The 16,521-nt window shown below is 59.4% G+C and carries 14 protein-coding genes; 6 read left to right on the forward strand and 8 right to left on the reverse strand.

The features are described 5' to 3' along the window. Window positions 1-34 precede the first annotated feature (34 nt). Entirely contained in the window at window positions 35-661 is a 627-nt protein-coding gene (locus A3466_RS02460) for a glutathione S-transferase family protein (protein WP_063449247.1), read from the forward strand. Here A3466_RS02460 and A3466_RS02465 read toward each other — a convergent pair whose 3' ends face one another. Further along, window positions 662-1,780 (reverse strand): PQQ-dependent sugar dehydrogenase, encoded by a 1,119-nt coding sequence (locus A3466_RS02465; protein ID WP_063449248.1) that lies wholly within the window; start codon window positions 1,778-1,780, stop codon window positions 662-664. A gap of 106 nt (window positions 1,781-1,886) precedes the next feature. Next, window positions 1,887-2,270: a biofilm formation regulator BssR gene (bssR, locus tag A3466_RS02470; RefSeq protein ID WP_063449249.1), complete on the reverse strand. Its 384-nt coding sequence runs from the start codon at window positions 2,268-2,270 to the stop codon at window positions 1,887-1,889. A 217-nt stretch (window positions 2,271-2,487) separates the two neighbouring features. On the opposite strand from bssR, the gene rimO reads away from it, so the two are divergent. Continuing rightward, window positions 2,488-3,813 (forward strand): 30S ribosomal protein S12 methylthiotransferase RimO, encoded by a 1,326-nt coding sequence (gene rimO, locus A3466_RS02475; protein WP_063449250.1) that lies wholly within the window; start codon window positions 2,488-2,490, stop codon window positions 3,811-3,813. 63 nt (window positions 3,814-3,876) lie between these two features. Here the strand turns inward: rimO and gsiD are convergent, their stop codons facing one another. The 5 genes from gsiD to iaaA are packed head-to-tail and all read right to left on the reverse strand — an operon-like array spanning window position 3,877 to window position 10,099. Beyond that, complete coding sequence (gene gsiD, locus A3466_RS02480; protein ID WP_063449251.1) at window positions 3,877-4,788, reverse strand: glutathione ABC transporter permease GsiD; 912 nt, start codon at window positions 4,786-4,788, stop codon at window positions 3,877-3,879. Between the two features lies 1 nt (window position 4,789). Further along, a complete protein-coding gene (gene gsiC, locus A3466_RS02485; RefSeq protein WP_063449252.1) occupies window positions 4,790-5,710 on the reverse strand; it encodes a glutathione ABC transporter permease GsiC in 921 nt (306 codons plus the stop codon). Window positions 5,711-5,715: 5 nt separating this feature from the next. Beyond that, window positions 5,716-7,254 carry a glutathione ABC transporter substrate-binding protein GsiB gene (gene gsiB / locus A3466_RS02490; protein WP_063449253.1) on the reverse strand — a complete coding sequence of 513 codons (1,539 nt, stop codon included), beginning with the start codon at window positions 7,252-7,254 and terminating at the stop codon, window positions 5,716-5,718. A 23-nt stretch (window positions 7,255-7,277) separates the two neighbouring features. After that, window positions 7,278-9,149 carry a glutathione ABC transporter ATP-binding protein GsiA gene (gene gsiA, locus A3466_RS02495; protein WP_063449254.1) on the reverse strand — a complete coding sequence of 624 codons (1,872 nt, stop codon included), beginning with the start codon at window positions 9,147-9,149 and terminating at the stop codon, window positions 7,278-7,280. Between the two features lie 11 nt (window positions 9,150-9,160). After that, window positions 9,161-10,099 carry a beta-aspartyl-peptidase gene (gene iaaA, locus A3466_RS02500; protein WP_063449255.1) on the reverse strand — a complete coding sequence of 313 codons (939 nt, stop codon included), beginning with the start codon at window positions 10,097-10,099 and terminating at the stop codon, window positions 9,161-9,163. A 189-nt stretch (window positions 10,100-10,288) separates the two neighbouring features. On the opposite strand from iaaA, the gene moeA reads away from it, so the two are divergent. Both moeA and moeB read left to right on the forward strand, forming a co-directional pair. Next, window positions 10,289-11,521 (forward strand): molybdopterin molybdotransferase MoeA, encoded by a 1,233-nt coding sequence (gene moeA, locus A3466_RS02505; RefSeq protein ID WP_063449256.1) that lies wholly within the window; start codon window positions 10,289-10,291, stop codon window positions 11,519-11,521. 1 nt (window position 11,522) lies between these two features. After that, window positions 11,523-12,275, forward strand: coding sequence for a molybdopterin-synthase adenylyltransferase MoeB (gene moeB, locus A3466_RS02510; RefSeq protein WP_063449257.1), 753 nt, complete (start codon window positions 11,523-11,525; stop codon window positions 12,273-12,275). Between the two features lie 67 nt (window positions 12,276-12,342). Here moeB and fsa read toward each other — a convergent pair whose 3' ends face one another. Further along, window positions 12,343-13,005, reverse strand: a complete 663-nt coding sequence (fsa, locus tag A3466_RS02515) for a fructose-6-phosphate aldolase (RefSeq protein ID WP_063449258.1) — start codon at window positions 13,003-13,005, stop codon at window positions 12,343-12,345. A gap of 127 nt (window positions 13,006-13,132) precedes the next feature. Here fsa and A3466_RS02520 point away from each other — a divergent pair, with 127 nt between their 5' ends. Both A3466_RS02520 and A3466_RS02525 read left to right on the forward strand, forming a co-directional pair. After that, on the forward strand, window positions 13,133-14,032 hold the full coding sequence (locus A3466_RS02520) for a glycyl-radical enzyme activating protein (RefSeq protein ID WP_063449259.1): 900 nt from the start codon (window positions 13,133-13,135) through the stop codon (window positions 14,030-14,032). A 4-nt stretch (window positions 14,033-14,036) separates the two neighbouring features. Continuing rightward, a complete protein-coding gene (locus A3466_RS02525; RefSeq protein WP_063449260.1) occupies window positions 14,037-16,469 on the forward strand; it encodes a formate C-acetyltransferase/glycerol dehydratase family glycyl radical enzyme in 2,433 nt (810 codons plus the stop codon). Window positions 16,470-16,521 lie beyond the last annotated feature (52 nt).

The following is a 16,521-nucleotide window of genomic DNA, read 5'->3' on the forward strand; positions in this document are numbered from 1 at the left end:
GCTGACTCGGATTCACATCTCATCGGGAGTAAATATGATTACGCTGTGGGGCAGGAACAATTCGACCAACGTGAAAAAAGTGCTGTGGACGCTGGAAGAGCTGGATTTACCATTTAAGCAGGTTATGGCGGGCCTGGAGTTTGGCGTGAATAAAGACGCGGACTACCTGGCGATGAACCCAAACGGGCTGGTGCCGCTGCTGCGCGATGATGAGACAGACGCCACGCTGTGGGAGTCCAACACCATCGTGCGTTACCTCGCCGCACAGTACGGTCAGGGTCGGCTGTGGGTAGAAAATCCGGCCCAGCGCGCGCAGGGCGAAAAATGGATGGACTGGGCAAACCAGACGCTTTCCCCAACGCACCGGGTGATCCTGATGGGGCTTATCCGCACGCCGGAAGCCGATCGTGATTATCCCGCCATTCATGCCGCCCAGGACGCCTGCGAGTCGCTGTTTGCAATGATGGACGACGAGCTGGCGAAGCATACCTGGTTCTCCGGCGACGCGTTTGGCGTGGGTGATATTGCTGTCGCCCCCTTCGTCTGGAACCTGACCAATATGGGGCTTAACTGGACCCCGCGCCCGCACCTTGAGCGCTGGACCCAGCAGCTAAGCGAGCGCCCGGCGTATCGCAACGTGGTGATGATCCCGGTGACCTGATTACGTACCGGACGGGCTGACCTTCAACAGCTGCCCGTCCGACTCGTCGGTCAGCACATACAGATAGCCATCCGGCCCGACGCGCACGTCGCGGATACGCTGATTTTTATCGCCAAGAATGCGCCCGTCCTCCGTCACGGTGTTGCCCTCCACGTTCAGGACGATGACGTCTTTCTCCTTCAGCGCGCCGATAAACAGCTTGTTTTTCCACTGCGGGAAGACGTCGCTATTGTAGAACGCCATGCCGCTGACGGCGGGCGACACTTTCCAGACAAACAGCGGCTTTTCGGTGCCTTCAACATGCTCGCCTTTCGCTTCCGGGATTTTCAGGCCGCTATAGTTGATCCCGTGCGTCGCCAAAGGCCAGCCGTAGTTTTTGCCTTTCTCAGGGATATTGATTTCATCCCCGCCGCGAGGTCCGTGTTCGTTGAGCCACAGCGCATCGCTCCACGGGTTCATCGCCATCCCCTGCGGGTTACGAATGCCATAGGACCAGATTTCAGGGCGCGCACCGGCGGTATTCACAAACGGATTATCCGACGGCACTTTCCCGTCTTCGGTCAGGCGCACCACCTTGCCCTGAAGCTTATCCAGATCCTGCGCCGTCGGGCGCTGGTTGTTTTCACCCAGACCAATAAACAGATGACCTTTACCGTCAAACACCAGCCGTCCGCCAAAGTGGTTGCCAGTAGAGAGCTTCGGCATCTGGCGGAACACCACCTGGAAGCCTTCGATGCGCGACAGGTCATCGCTCAGCCGCCCGTAGCCCACCGCGGTGCCCGCTTTTCCATCATTACCTGCCTCGGCGAAGCTTAGCCAGATCCGCCGTGACTGTTCAAAATCCGGGGCCAGCACCACGTCCAGCAATCCGCCCTGGCCGCTCGCCCAGACCTTCGGCACGCCAACAATCGGATCGGAGAGCCCTTTCCCTGCCTGCCAGTGCTTAAGCTGCCCGTCTTTTAGCGTGACCAGCAGCCCCTTATTGTCGGGCAGAAACGCCAGCGACCAGGGGTGATCCAGTTTTGTCTGTAAAACCTCCACTTTTACCGGCTCGGTGGCGGCAAGCAGCGAAACGGGAAAGAACAATGCAGGCAGGAAAATCAGCGAAGATCGAGGCATAACACGCTCCTTTGTCGGCTTATGGCTTAAAGATTAGCCACTTCGTCCGGGCGCGTTAGCACTTTTACAAAAGCTTAATCAATAGGGGGAGTTGCCTCCCCCGGGTTCAGTAGCGGGCAAGCGTTTCAGGCTTGTTCAGACACATGATGCAAAGAGAGAGCGTGGTCAGGCAGTTTTCAAGCTTTTCCGCGTTAACGGCAATAAAATTCGGGCAGTCGTGACGTCCGTTCATCAAACAGACCCCGGCGATGGAGAGCACCTCGGCGGCGCGGCGCATTACCGCCAGCTCGCTTTCAGCGTAATGCGCTTTCAGGACAGGTGCTTTTTCACGCATGAAATTGCAAAGTTCAAAGACGTTATCACGCAGATTTTCGCTTTCGCTGACTGACATATACCCTTTCGTCTTGCGGAGTTGCAGGTAGGCGGCCAGGTCGATTCGGGCGTTGATCAGCTTGTTAAGCAGATCGCGTTTCAGTCTGTCAACGGACATGCTATTACCTCCTCTGTCAGCCTTGTTACCCTGTTAAGGGTAAGGTTATTTTTTGTACAGTGTAATGCCTGAGATCAATAAACGATAACTAGTTAACATTCTTTACAATGTTACAACGATTGCCCGACTCAACTGCGCCATCAAGAGTGTATAAATCCCCCGCGATACGCTGTAAAATCCCGCCCTGATAACTCCATAATTGATGAATTTTTAACCTATGAGCAATGTTACGCACCCGCCGAAAATCGGCTTTGTCTCCCTGGGCTGCCCGAAGAACCTGGTGGATTCCGAACGCATCCTGACTGAACTGCGCACCGAAGGCTATGACGTGGTGCCAAGCTACGACAACGCCGACATGGTGATCGTGAACACCTGCGGGTTTATCGACAGCGCGGTCCAGGAGTCACTGGAAGCCATTGGCGAAGCCCTGACGGAAAACGGCAAAGTCATCGTGACCGGCTGTCTGGGCGCGAAAGTGGATCAGATCCGCGAAGTGCACCCGAAAGTGCTGGAGATCACCGGCCCGCACAGCTACGAGCAGGTGCTGGAACATGTTCATCACTACGTGCCAAAGCCAAAGCACAACCCGTTCCTGAGCCTGGTGCCAGAACAGGGCGTGAAGCTGACGCCGCGCCACTACGCCTACCTGAAAATTTCCGAAGGCTGCAACCACCGCTGCACCTTCTGCATCATCCCGTCGATGCGTGGCGATCTGGTCAGCCGTCCGATTGGCGAGGTGCTGGCCGAAGCCAAACGCCTGGCCGACGCGGGCGTGAAGGAGCTGCTGGTCATCTCCCAGGATACCTCCGCCTACGGCGTGGACGTCAAACACCGCTCCGGTTTCCACAACGGCGAGCCAGTGAAAACCAGCATGGTCGGCCTGTGCGAGCAGCTGGCTAAGCTCGGGATCTGGACGCGCCTGCACTACGTCTACCCTTACCCACACGTTGACGATGTGATCCCGCTGATGGCGGAAGGCAAAATCCTGCCGTATCTGGATATCCCGCTACAGCACGCCAGCCCGCGCATTCTGAAGCTGATGAAGCGTCCTGGCTCCGTTGACCGCCAGCTGGCGCGCATCAAGCAGTGGCGTGAGATCTGCCCGGATCTGACCCTGCGTTCTACCTTTATTGTCGGCTTCCCGGGTGAAACCGAAGACGATTTCCAGATGCTGCTCGACTTCCTGAAAGAAGCGCGTCTGGACCGCGTGGGCTGCTTCAAGTACAGCCCGGTTGAAGGCGCAACGGCCAACGAGCTGGCAGACCAGGTACCGGAAGAGGTCAAAGAGGAGCGCTGGAACCGTTTTATGCAGCTGCAACAGCAGATTTCTGCTGAACGCTTGCAGGAGAAAGTGGGCCGCGAAATTCTGGTCATTATCGACGAAGTGGACGAAGAAGGCGCGATTGGCCGTAGCATGGCGGATGCGCCTGAAATCGACGGCGCGGTGTACCTGAACGGGGAAACCAACGTCAAGCCGGGCGATATTATTCGCGTGAAGGTCGAAAACGCCGACGAGTATGATTTGTGGGGCAGCCGGGTTTAATTTCCCCACACCTCTTTTGCAGGCCGGGTAAGGCGTAGCCGCCACCCGGCACATTCCACAGCACTACCCCTTAATCCTCGGATCCAGCGCGTCGCGCAGCCCATCGCCCAGCAGGTTAAACGCCAGCACGGTCAGGAAAATGGCCAGGCTCGGGAAGATCGCCACGTGCGGCGCAATCACCATATCGGCCCGCGCCTCGTTCAGCATCGCGCCCCACTCCGGCGTCGGCGGCTGCGCACCTAACCCCAGAAACGACAGGCTGGCCGCCGAGATAATCGACACGCCGATGCGCATGGTGAAATAGACCACGATGGACGATACCGTGCCCGGCAGTATATGGCTGAAGAGGATAGTAGCATCGCTGGCCCCCATGCTGCGCGCCGACTCGATAAAAGTCTGCTGCTTAAGCACCAGCGTGTTGCCACGCACCAGGCGAGCGAAAGCGGGAATCGAGAATACCGCCACGGCAATGATAACGTTCGCCATGCCGCTGCCCATGACCGCCACCACGGCAATCGCCAGCAAAATACCGGGAAAGGCAAACAGCACGTCGCAGATGCGCATGATGATGCGGTCCCACCAGCCTTCGTAGTACCCGGCCACCAGCCCCAGCACGGTGCCAATCACGGCGCCCATCAGCACCGCGAAGACCCCGGCCGCCAGCGAGATCTGCGCCCCAACCAGCACGCGGCTGAAAATATCGCGCCCGAGCGAGTCCACGCCAAACCAGTGCATCATCGACGGACCATCGTTCAGACGGTCGTAGTCGAAGTAGTTTTCCGCATCAAACGGGGCTATCCAGGGGGCGACGATCGCCACCAGGATCAGCAGTAACACAAACAACCCGGCAACCATCGCAACGGGCTGACGACGGAATCGCCGGCAGAACTCCCCCCACGGCGTACGAATATGATCCGGTCTGATCCCCGGCATAGCGTTAAAAATGGCCTGGCGACGCCAGTTCAGTAATCGCATCTTACTTATACCTGATGGCCGGGTTAATGGCGGCGTAGAGCACATCCACCACTAAGTTGATAAGAATAAACTCCAGCGAGAAAAGCAGGACTTCAGCCTGAATCACCGGATAGTCGCGCATATCGACCGAGTCGACCAGCAGGCGCCCCAGCCCCGGCCAGTTGAAGACCTTCTCAACCACGATAGAGCCGCCCAGCAGAAAGCCGAACTGTAGCCCCATCATCGTCACCACCGGGATCATCGCGTTACGAAAACCGTGCTTCAGAATAACCCATTTCTCGCTGACCCCTTTTGCCCGCGCAGTGCGAATGTAATCTTCGCTCAGCACGTCCACAAACGAGGCGCGGGTAAACCGGGCCATGACCGCCGCAACGGCTGCGCCAAGCGTCATGGAGGGTAAAATGTAGTGCTTCCAGGTGTCGGCCCCAACGGTCGGCAGCCAGCCCAGCTCAACGGAGAAAATCTGCATCAGCAGCATGCCCAACGCAAACGCCGGGAAAGAGATGCCGGTGACCGCCAGCGCCATCCCGAGCTTATCCGGCCAGCGGTTACGCCAGACGGCGGCGATAATCCCGGCGCCCAGGCCAAATATCACCGCCCACCCCATGCTGGCGAGGGTGAGCCAGAACGTCGGCATAAAGCGGCTGGCTATCTCTTCGGACACCGGACGACGCGACACCATTGAGATGCCAAAGTCGCCTTGCAGGACGTTGCCCATGTAGCGCAGAAATTGCCTGTACAGCGGCTGGTCAAGACCGAGCTGTTTACGTACCAGTTCGATAACCGTGGCATCCGCTTCCGGTCCGGCAATCAACCGCGCCGGATCGCCGGGCAGCATGTGGACAAACAAAAACACCAGCACGGCCACAATCAGCAGCGTCGGGATAAGCCCCAGCAGGCGTTTACAAACATAATTCAGCATGAGTTTTATTTTAGATCCGCGTCGTCAAAGCTAAAGCCCGTATCCGGCATGATGTAAAAACCGGTCAGCGCTTTATTGTGGGCTGAGACCAGTTTTTCCACCACCAGCGGCACCCACGGCGACTCTTTCCAGATAATGTCCTGTGCCTCTTTGTACAGGCGCGCTTTCTCTTCCGGTTTGGTGGTTTTCAGGGCATCGGCCAGATCCTTATCCACCTGCGGATTACTGTAGAACGCGGTGTTGAACAGCGTTGGCGGCCAGTTCTGAGAAGCGAACAGCGGCGACAGGGACCAGTCCGCTTCGCCGGTTGAAGCCGTCCAGCCGGTGTAGAACATCCGCACGCCGCTCTCTTTCTGCCCTTTGCCTTCTACTTCCGCCGCTCGCTGTCCGGCATCCATCGCCGTGACCCTGGCTTTAATGCCCACCTGCGCCAGCTGCTGCTGGGTAAATTGCAGCACCTTCTGCGCGGTACTGTGGTTATGCGACGACCACAGCGTGGTGCTAAAGCCGTTCGGATAGCCCGCCTCTTTCAGCAGCTCCCGCGCTTTCGCCGGATCGTACGGCCACGGCTGGTAGCTCTGCGCATACTCGATGGCTGGCGGCATCACGCCCGTCGCGGGAGTGGCGTAACCGGCAAAGGCCACCTTCACCAGAGCCTGACGGTTAATGGCGTAGTTGATGGCTTCGCGCACCTTCGGGTTATCGAACGGTTTCTGCGTGACGTTCATGCTGATGTAGCGCTGCATTATCGACGGGCTGGCCACCAGCTCCAGCTTGCTGTTTTTCGCCAGCAGCGCCGCCTGTTCGTAAGGGATCGGGAAGGCAAACTGCGCTTCGCCGGTTTGCAGCATCGCGGCACGGGTATTGTTGTCCACGACCGGACGCCAGGTGATGGTATCCAGCTTCGGCAGCCCCTGCTGCCAGTATCCGGCGAATTTTTTCACCTTCACAAAATCGGTCTGGTTCCAGGTGAGCAGTTCGTACGGCCCGGTTCCCACCGGGTGGAAGCCAATCTCTTTGCCGTATTTTTTCAGGGCGGCGGGCGAAATCATCGCCGTCGCGGGATGAGCAAGGATATTGATAAACGCCGAGAACGGCTCTTTCAGGGTGATCTTCACCGTCGTCGGGTCAACCGCCTCGGTGCTGGCGATATTTTTATACAGGTTGTAGCGCTTAAGACCGTTCTCCGGATTGCTGGCACGGTCCAGGTTGATCTTAACCGCCTCGGCGTTGAAGTCGGTGCCGTCCTGGAACTTCACGCCGGTGCGGAGCTTAACGGTATAGACCAGCCCATCGTCCGACACGGTATACTCTTCCGCCAGCACGTTTTTCAGCTTCATCTCCCGGTCCAGGCCGAACAGTCCCTGATAGAAGGATTTTGCCACCGCCTGGGAAAGGGTGTCGTTAGCGTCATACGGATCCAGCGTCGTGAAGTTAGACCCCACCGCCACCACCACGTCTTTCGCCGCGAACGCGGGAGCGGCGGCCAGCGCAGCCGTCACGCTCGCGGCCAGCAGCCATTTACGAGCAACAAAAGGAACCATTGTGTTCTCCTGCCTGTTGTAAGTTATAACCGCGAGAATGCATTGCCCTGACGCGGTGGTGCGACAAAATGACCGGGACCCACCTCACGCAGCGCCACGCGCTCCAGGGTTTCGCCCCGTTTACGAATATTGCTCGGCATGTCGTCCTGCAACAGCACGCGCTGGGCGTGACGATGCTCAGGATCGGCAACCGGTACGGCGGCCATCAGCTTGCGGGTGTACGGGTGCTGCGGGTTTTCAAACACCGCCCGACGGGGGCCGATTTCAACAATTTGTCCCATGTACATCACCGCCACGCGATGGCTGATCCGCTCAACCACCGCCATATCGTGGGAAATAAACAGAAACGCAATGCCTAAATCCCGCTGTAAATCGAGCAGGAGATTGATGATTTGCGCGCGGATAGAGACATCCAGCGCCGAAACGGACTCATCCGCAATCACCACTTTTGGATTCAGCGCCAGCGCCCGCGCGATGCAGATACGCTGTCGCTGACCGCCGGAAAATTCGTGGGGATAACGCCAGGCATGCTCCGGCTTCAGGCCCACGCGCTCCAGCAGCCACGCGACGCGGCGCTGCGCGGCTTCACCGTCGAGCAGGTTGTGCACCCGCAGCGGCTCCATAATCGAGTACCCCACCGTATGGCGCGGATCGAGCGACGCATACGGATCCTGGAAAATAAACTGAATATCCCGCCGCACTGCCTGCAATTTACCGTTGGGGAGAGTATCGATACGCTCACCGTTGAAGGTGATGCTCCCCTCCTGCGACTCAACCAGCCTGAGCAGCGCCCGCCCGGTGGTGGATTTACCGCAGCCGGACTCCCCCACCAGCGCCAGCGTTTCGCCCGGCCAGAGGTCAAAACTGACGTTTTCAACCGCATGCACTTCTCGCTTCACGCGATTAAGGATGCCGCTGCGCAGCGGGAAACGGGTCACCAGGTCACGCACTTCAAGGATCGGCCTGCCGGGAACCACCGTATTCTGCTCGGTTTCGTCTTCCTGCTGGCCCGGCTCGGTCTGTGACATCAGCGGAAAACGGCGCGGATAATCACTGCCATTCATCGCGCCCAGACGCGGGACCGCCGCCAGCAGCGCTTTGGTATAGGGATGCACCGGCGCATGAAAGACCTGCTCCACCGTGCCGGTTTCTACGGCATTGCCCTGATGCATCACCAGCACCCGATCGGCAATATCCGCTACCACCCCCATATCGTGAGTGATGAATATCACCCCCATCTCCATCTCCTGCTGCAACACCTTGATCAGTTGCAGGATCTGGGCCTGAATGGTGACATCCAGCGCCGTGGTCGGTTCGTCCGCAATAAGCACCGCCGGACGACACGACAGCGCCATCGCAATCATTACCCGCTGGCGCATGCCGCCCGAGAGCTGATGCGGATAACGGGACAACATCGTATGCGCCTCGGGGATCCGTACCAGCTCCAGCATCCGTTTTGCTTCGCCGAGCGCCTCATCGCCGTTCAGCCCCTGATGCAGACGAATCGACTCGGCAATCTGCTCGCCCACCGGGAAGACCGGGTTCAGCGAGGTCATCGGCTCCTGGAAGATCATCGCGATATCCGCCCCGCGCACGCCCTGCATCTGGGACGCGCTCAGCTCGTTAAGATCGATAACCTGACGGTTGCGGCGGCGCAACAGCATCTGCTTGCTGGTGATTTGCCCGCCCGTCTGCTCAAGCAGACGCATCAGCGCCAGTGCGGTGACGGATTTACCGGAACCGGACTCGCCGACAATCGCCAGCGTTTCGCCGCGATTGAGCGAAAACGATAAATTCTGGACTGCCGGGATAATCTGCCGCTCTTCCTGAAAGGCAATATTCAGCTGATGAACAGCCAACACTTCCCGGCTGTCCAGCTCTTCACTGTGCGGCACGCAATGCCCCCTTATTCACGATAGATGCCTGTGCTGGGCGCATCGCCGGCATATCCCCACGCCCGGTACATCCCTTCACTGTTGAATGGCAGCGCCACGTTACCCTCCCGATCCACGGCAATTAAGCCACCTTCCCCGCCCAGCGCCGGTAGCTTTTCCATCACCACCCGCTCGCAGGCCTCGCTCAGGCTTAAGCCACCGTAATCCATCAGCGCGGTAATGTCGTAGGCCGCCAGCGCGCGGATAAACACTTCGCCGGTGCCGGTGCACGACACCGCCGCGGTAGCGTTATTGGCGTAGCACCCTGCCCCCGGCAGCGGGCTGTCGCCCACGCGTCCGGGAAGTTTGTTGGTCATGCCGCCCGTTGACGTCGCGGCAGCGAGGTTGCCGGCTTTATCCAGGGCCACCGCGCCAACCGTGCCCATTTTGCTGCGCTCATCGAGCGGCGCGGCATGGTCCAGCTGCGTCATCCCCGCAGTGCGGGCCTCCAGCAGCTGTCGGTAACGCTCCTCGGTGGAAAAAAGATCGGGCGAGACCGGTTCCATTCCGTGCTCAACGGCAAATTTTTCCGCCCCAGCGCCCGCCAGCAGAACGTGCGGGCTGTGATCCATCACCAGACGCGCCGCCAGCACGGGATTGCGCAGGCGACTCACGCCCGCCACCGCCCCCGCTTTCAGGGTGACGCCGTCCATCACGCAGGCATCCAGCTCGTGGGTTTCATTCCGGGTAAAGACCGAACCTATTCCGGCATTAAAGAGCGGACACTCTTCCAGCAGGCGCACGGCCTCGGTGACCACATCCAGCGCGCTGTCGCCCGCTTCCAGCATGCGCTGGCCTGTTTCCACGATGGCGTTCAGCGCATCAATGTAACGCTTCTCCTGCTCGGGACTGAGCTGTGCACGGGTGATTGCCCCGGCACCGCCATGAATTGCGATAACCGCTTTACTCATTTCGCATCACCCATCAGCCTGGCTGGCTGCTTTTTCTATAAATATCATTATCGTCGACGAATCTTCAGATGATTTTTGAATATAGAAAGACGCAACTGTGATGTAAAGCGTACACCCATCGGGTCATACAGTTAGCCGCACTTTTCTGCCATAATGAGCGCTTTCGTTGTTACTCCGCAGGAGCCCACCATGGATTTGACCGCCGGACTGATGCCGCTTGAGACGGCACTCTCGCAGATGCTTGACCGCATTACCCCACTGCACGACGTTGAGACGCTGCCGCTTGTGCGCTGTTTTGGCCGTATTGCCGCGCGCGATATCGTCTCGCCGATGAACGTGCCGGGGTTCGATAACGCGGCGATGGACGGCTATGCCGTACGTCTGGCGGATCTGCAAACGGGTCAGCCGCTGCCGGTGGCGGGTAAAGCGTTTGCCGGGCAGCCGTTCAACGGCGAATGGCCAGCAGGCACCTGCGTGCGCATCATGACCGGCGCGCCGGTGCCAAAGGGCTGTGAAGCGGTGGTGATGCAGGAAGAGACCGAACAAACGGAAGACGGCGTGCGTTTTACCGCCAGCGTCAAAGCCGGACAGCATATACGCCGTACCGGGGAAGACATTACCCTCGGCGCGACGGTCTTTGCCGCCGGGAAAAAACTGACGGTCGCTGAGCTGCCGGTGCTGGCATCGCTTGGCATCGCGGAAATTGACGTTGTCCGCAAAGTGCGCGTGGCGGTGTTCTCCACGGGAGACGAGCTTCAGCTTCCGGGCCAGCCGCTGCACGAGGGGCAGATTTACGACACTAACCGTCTGGCGGTACACCTGATGCTGGAGCAACTGGGCTGCGAGGTGATTAACCTCGGCATCATTCCCGACGACCCGGAAAAACTGCGCGCGGCGTTTATCGAGGCGGACAAATCCGCCGACGTGGTCATCAGCTCCGGCGGCGTATCGGTTGGCGAAGCGGATTACACCAAAACCCTGCTTGAAGAGCTGGGCGAAATCGCCTTCTGGAAGCTGGCGATTAAACCGGGCAAACCGTTCGCGTTTGGCAAGCTTCCGCACAGTTGGTTCTGCGGCCTGCCGGGTAACCCGGTCTCCGCCGCGCTGACCTTCTACCAGCTGGTGATCCCTCTGCTGGCGAAGCTGTCGGGCAACAATGCCAGCCCGCTGCCGGAACGTCTGCGCGTGCGGGCGGCAACGCGCCTGAAAAAATCACCGGGTCGTCTCGATTTCCAGCGCGGTATTCTGGCGCGCAACGCCGACGGTGATCTGGAAGTGAGCACCACCGGGCATCAGGGTTCGCATATCTTTAGCTCCTTCAGCCAGGGAAACTGCTTTATCGTGCTGGAGCGCGAGCGCGGCCACGTCGAGGCGGGCGAATGGGTTGAAGTGGAACGCTTTAACCACCTGTTCGGAGGCTGACATGACGGTGGAGCTGAGCGACACGGAGATGATGCGCTACAACCGCCAGATTGTGCTGCGCGGGTTTGATTTCGAGGGGCAGGAGGCGCTCAAGGCGGCCAGCGTGCTGGTTGTGGGCCTTGGGGGGCTTGGCTGCGCGGCGGCGCAATACCTGGCTGCTACGGGTGTCGGCCGCATGACGCTGCTGGACTTCGATACCGTGTCGGTGTCCAACCTGCAACGCCAGACGCTGCATTGCGACGCGACGGTTGGTCAGCCAAAAGTGGAATCTGCACGCACGGCGCTGGCGCGCATCAATCCCAACGTTCAGTTCACCCTGATTGACGCCCTGCTGGATGAAGACGCGCTGTTTGCGCAGATTGCACAGCATGACCTGGTGCTGGACTGCACCGATAACGTCGCCATTCGCAACCAGCTCAATGCGGGCTGCTTTGCCCATAAAACGCCGCTGATTTCCGGCGCGGCCATCCGCATGGAGGGGCAGATTAGCGTTTTCACCTACGCTGAGGGAGCGCCCTGCTACCGCTGCCTGAGCCGTCTGTTTGGCGAGAATGCGCTGACCTGCGTCGAGGCGGGCGTGATGGCGCCGCTCGTCGGCGTGATTGGTTCGTTGCAGGCGATGGAGGCGATTAAGGTGCTGACGCATTACGGCACCCCGGCAGCGGGTAAAATCGTTATGTACGACGCGATGACCTGCCAGTTCCGTGAGATGAAGCTGATGCGCAATCCGGGATGTGAGGTGTGTAGTCAGTAAAAAGTCGGGTGGCGGCTTCGCCTTACCCGACCTACAACGGCTCGAACGGCGCCACCCGGCAACAGCATCAAATAGACGTCCGTCCAAACGCCCCCTGCCAGTCCTGCTCAAACTTCACAACCGCCGCGTCCACCGCCGGAGAGGTAATAAACTGCTGCGCCACGTCCAGCGGTAGCGTGATGGATTCGCACCCCGCCAGCAGGCAGTCCAGCGCCTGACGTGGCGTTTTGAAGCTCGCGGCGAGCACTTTTGACTGCGGCGCGTGCAGGGCCAGCAGCTGTTGCAGTTCGACCACCGTCTGGATCCCGTCCCCGCCCTGCGCGTCCACGCGGTTCACGTAAGGAGCCACATACTCAGCTCCCGCCAGCGCGGAGAGCATCCCCTGCGCTGCGCCGTATACCGCGGTACCCAGCGTCGGGATCCCTTCTACTTTCAGCATTTTGATTGCCGCCAGACCTTCAGCGGTAACGGGCACTTTTACCACCAGGTCGTTAACAATCGCGCGCAGCTTACGTGCGTCTTCCACCATCCCTTCGGCGGTGGTCGCCATTACCTGAGCAAACAGACGGCCCTTGCCGCCCAGCGCGTCGTGCAGCGCGGGCAACAGCTCTTCCAGGGGCGTTTTCCCTGCCGCCACAATGCTTGGATTGGTGGTCACGCCTGCCAGCGGAAAGATGCGCGCCAGCTTTTTGACTGCCGCAACGTCAGATGTGTCGAGATAAAGTTCCATGATGTCACCCTCAAAATTAGCCTGCACTTACCCTATCACGAGAAAACCTGCTCAGGAATTGACCCACATCAAGATAACTTTCATTCGAAAGTAATTTAATCTTCATATGTAATTAGAGGGCAAAAAAATGATCTTCAATGTACAGCGTTACTCCACCCACGACGGCCCCGGTATTCGAACCGTGGTATTCCTGAAAGGCTGCTCGCTGGGCTGTCGCTGGTGCCAGAACCCGGAAAGCCGCTCCCGCACGCGGGACGTACTGTTTGACGCACGGCTGTGCCTGGACGGTTGTGACCTGTGCCAGCAGGCCGCGCCAGGGTGTATTGAACGTGCGCAGAACGGACTGGTCATCCATCGTGAAAAATTAAGCGAAGAGACGCTCACTGCCCTCACCGACTGCTGTCCGCCCCAGGCGCTCACCGTCTGCGGGGAAGACAAGCAGGTGGAAGAGATCATGGCCACCGTGCTGCGCGACAAGCCCTTCTACGACCGCAGCGGCGGCGGGATCACCCTTTCCGGCGGCGAGCCGTTTATGAATCCTGACCTGGCGCACGCCCTGCTTAAGGCCAGCCATGAGCAGGGGATCCACACCGCCGTTGAAACCTGCCTTCACGTACCGTGGCATTACCTCGAACCGTCATTGCCCTTCGTCGATCTGTTCCTCGCCGACCTCAAGCATGTTGATAGCGAGGTGTTTAAACAATGGACCAACGGTTCGGCCAAACGGATCCTGGACAACCTGAAGCGCCTGGCCGCCGCCGGGAAAAACATCACCATTCGCGTGCCGCTGATTCAGGGCTTCAACGCCGATGAAGCGTCTGTTACCGCCATCACCAATTTCGCCGCCGACGAACTCGGCGTCGAGGATATTCATTTTCTGCCGTATCACACGCTGGGCATGAACAAATACACCCTGCTCGGCCAACCCTACTCTGCCCCTGACAAACCGCTGGATAACCCTGCGCTACTGGACTTCGCACAGCAGTATGCCTGCCAGAAAGGGTTAACCGCGACCTTACGAGGATAAACTTATGACCACCCTGAATCTCAACACCCTCAGCGAGCGCATCAAGGCGCACAAAACGGCGCTGGTGCATATCGTTAAGCCGCCGGTCTGTACCGAGCGCGCGCAGCATTACACCGAAATGTATCAGCAGCACATGGACAAGCCGATCCCGGTACGTCGTGCGTTGGCCCTGGCCCACCATCTGGCAAAACGCACCATCTGGATCAAGCACGACGAGCTGATTATCGGGAACCAGGCCAGCGAAGTCCGCGCCGCGCCGATCTTCCCGGAATATACCGTCTCCTGGATCGAGAAAGAGATTGACGATCTGGCGGACCGTCCGGGTGCTGGTTTTGCGGTGAGCGAAGAGAATAAACGTGTTCTGCATGAGATCTGCCCGTGGTGGCGCGGCCAGACGGTGCAGGATCGCTGCTACGGCATGTTCACCGACGAGCAGAAAGGCCTGCTGGAAACCGGCATCATCAAAGCGGAAGGCAACATGACCTCCGGTGACGCGCACCTGGCGGTGAATTTCCCGCTGGTGCTGGAGAAAGGGCTCGACGGGCTGCGTGCGAAAGTGGCCGAGCGCCGCTCGCGCATCAACCTGACGGTGCTGGACGATCTGCACGGCGACCAGTTCCTGAAGGCGATTGATATCGTGCTGGAAGCCGTAAGCCTGCACATCACGCGCTTCGCCGATCTGGCGCGTGAAATGGCTGCCACGGAAACCCGCGCCAGCCGCCGCGACGAGCTGCTGGCGATAGCGGAAAACTGCGACGTCATCGCCCACGAACCGCCAAAAACCTTCTGGCAGGCGCTTCAGCTGTGCTACTTCATTCAGTTGATCCTGCAAATTGAGTCCAACGGTCACTCCGTTTCCTTCGCCCGTATGGACCAGTACCTTTACCCGTACTATCGCCGCGACGTGGAGCTGGACCAGAGCCTGGATCGCGAGCACGCCATTGAGCTGCTGCACAGCTGCTGGCTGAAGCTGCTGGAAGTGAACAAGATCCGCTCCGGCTCGCACTCCAAAGCCTCGGCGGGCAGCCCGCTGTATCAGAACGTCACTATTGGCGGCCAGAAGCTGGTTAACGGCGAGCCGATGGACGCGGTAAACCCGCTCTCTTACGCCATTCTGGAATCCTGCGGCCGTCTGCGCTCCACCCAGCCAAACCTGAGCGTGCGCTACCACGCCGGCATGAGCAACGACTTCCTCGACGCCTGCGTGCAGGTGATCCGCTGCGGCTTCGGTATGCCGGCGTTTAACAACGATGAAATCGTGATCCCGGAATTTATCAAGCTTGGCGTGGAGCGCGACGATGCGTATGACTACGCCGCAATTGGCTGCATCGAAACCGCGGTGGGCGGAAAATGGGGCTACCGCTGCACCGGCATGAGCTTTATCAACTTTGCCCGCGTGATGCTGGCGGCGCTGGAAGGCGGTCGCGACGCCACCAGCGGCAAGGTATTCCTGCCGCAGGAGAAAGCCCTCTCTGCCGGGAACTTTGACAATTTCGATGAGGTGATGGCGGCGTGGGATAACCAGATCCGCTACTACACCCGTAAATCCATTGAGATTGAGTACGTGGTGGACACCATGCTGGAAGAGAACGTCCACGATATTCTCTGCTCGGCGCTGGTGGATGACTGCATCGAACGCGCGAAAAGCATCAAGCAGGGCGGCGCGAAGTATGACTGGGTTTCCGGCCTACAGGTGGGGATCGCCAACCTTGGCAACAGCCTTGCGGCGGTGAAGAAGCTGGTGTTTGACCAGGGCGTAATCGGGCAGCAGCAGCTGGCGGCGGCGCTGGCGGATGATTTCGACGGGCTGACCCATGAACAGCTGCGCCAGCGCCTGATCAACGGCGCGCCGAAGTACGGCAACGACGACGACAGCGTGGACATGCTGCTGACCCGTGCTTACGAAACCTACATTGAAGAGCTGAAGCGGTACCACAACCCGCGCTACGGCCGCGGCCCGATTGGCGGCAACTACTACGCGGGCACGTCGTCTATCTCCGCGAACGTGCCGTTTGGCGCGGCGACGATGGCGACGCCGGACGGACGCAAAGCGCACACCCCGCTAGCGGAAGGGGCAAGCCCGGCCTCCGGTACGGACCACCTCGGCCCGACGGCGGTTATCGGCTCCGTGGGTAAACTGCCTACGGAAGCGATCCTCGGCGGGGTGCTGCTTAACCAGAAGCTGAACCCCTCAACGCTGGAAAACGACAGCGACCGTCAGAAGCTGATGGTACTGCTGCGCACCTTCTTCGAGGTACACAAAGGCTGGCATATTCAGTACAACATCGTCTCGCGCGAAACGCTGCTGGAAGCGAAGAAACACCCTGACCAGTACCGCGACCTGGTAGTGCGCGTAGCGGGATATTCGGCGTTCTTCACCGCCCTGTCCCCGGATGCGCAGGACGATATTATTGCCCGTACTGAGCATACGCTGTAAGAAAACGCCCGGTGGCGCTGCGCTTACCGGGCCTACAGAGTCTCCCCGTAGG

Origin of the sequence: Enterobacter genomosp. S, assembly GCF_001631805.1 — a bacterium.
In the GTDB taxonomy this organism is placed as follows: Bacteria; Pseudomonadota; Gammaproteobacteria; order Enterobacterales; family Enterobacteriaceae; genus Enterobacter; species Enterobacter quasihormaechei.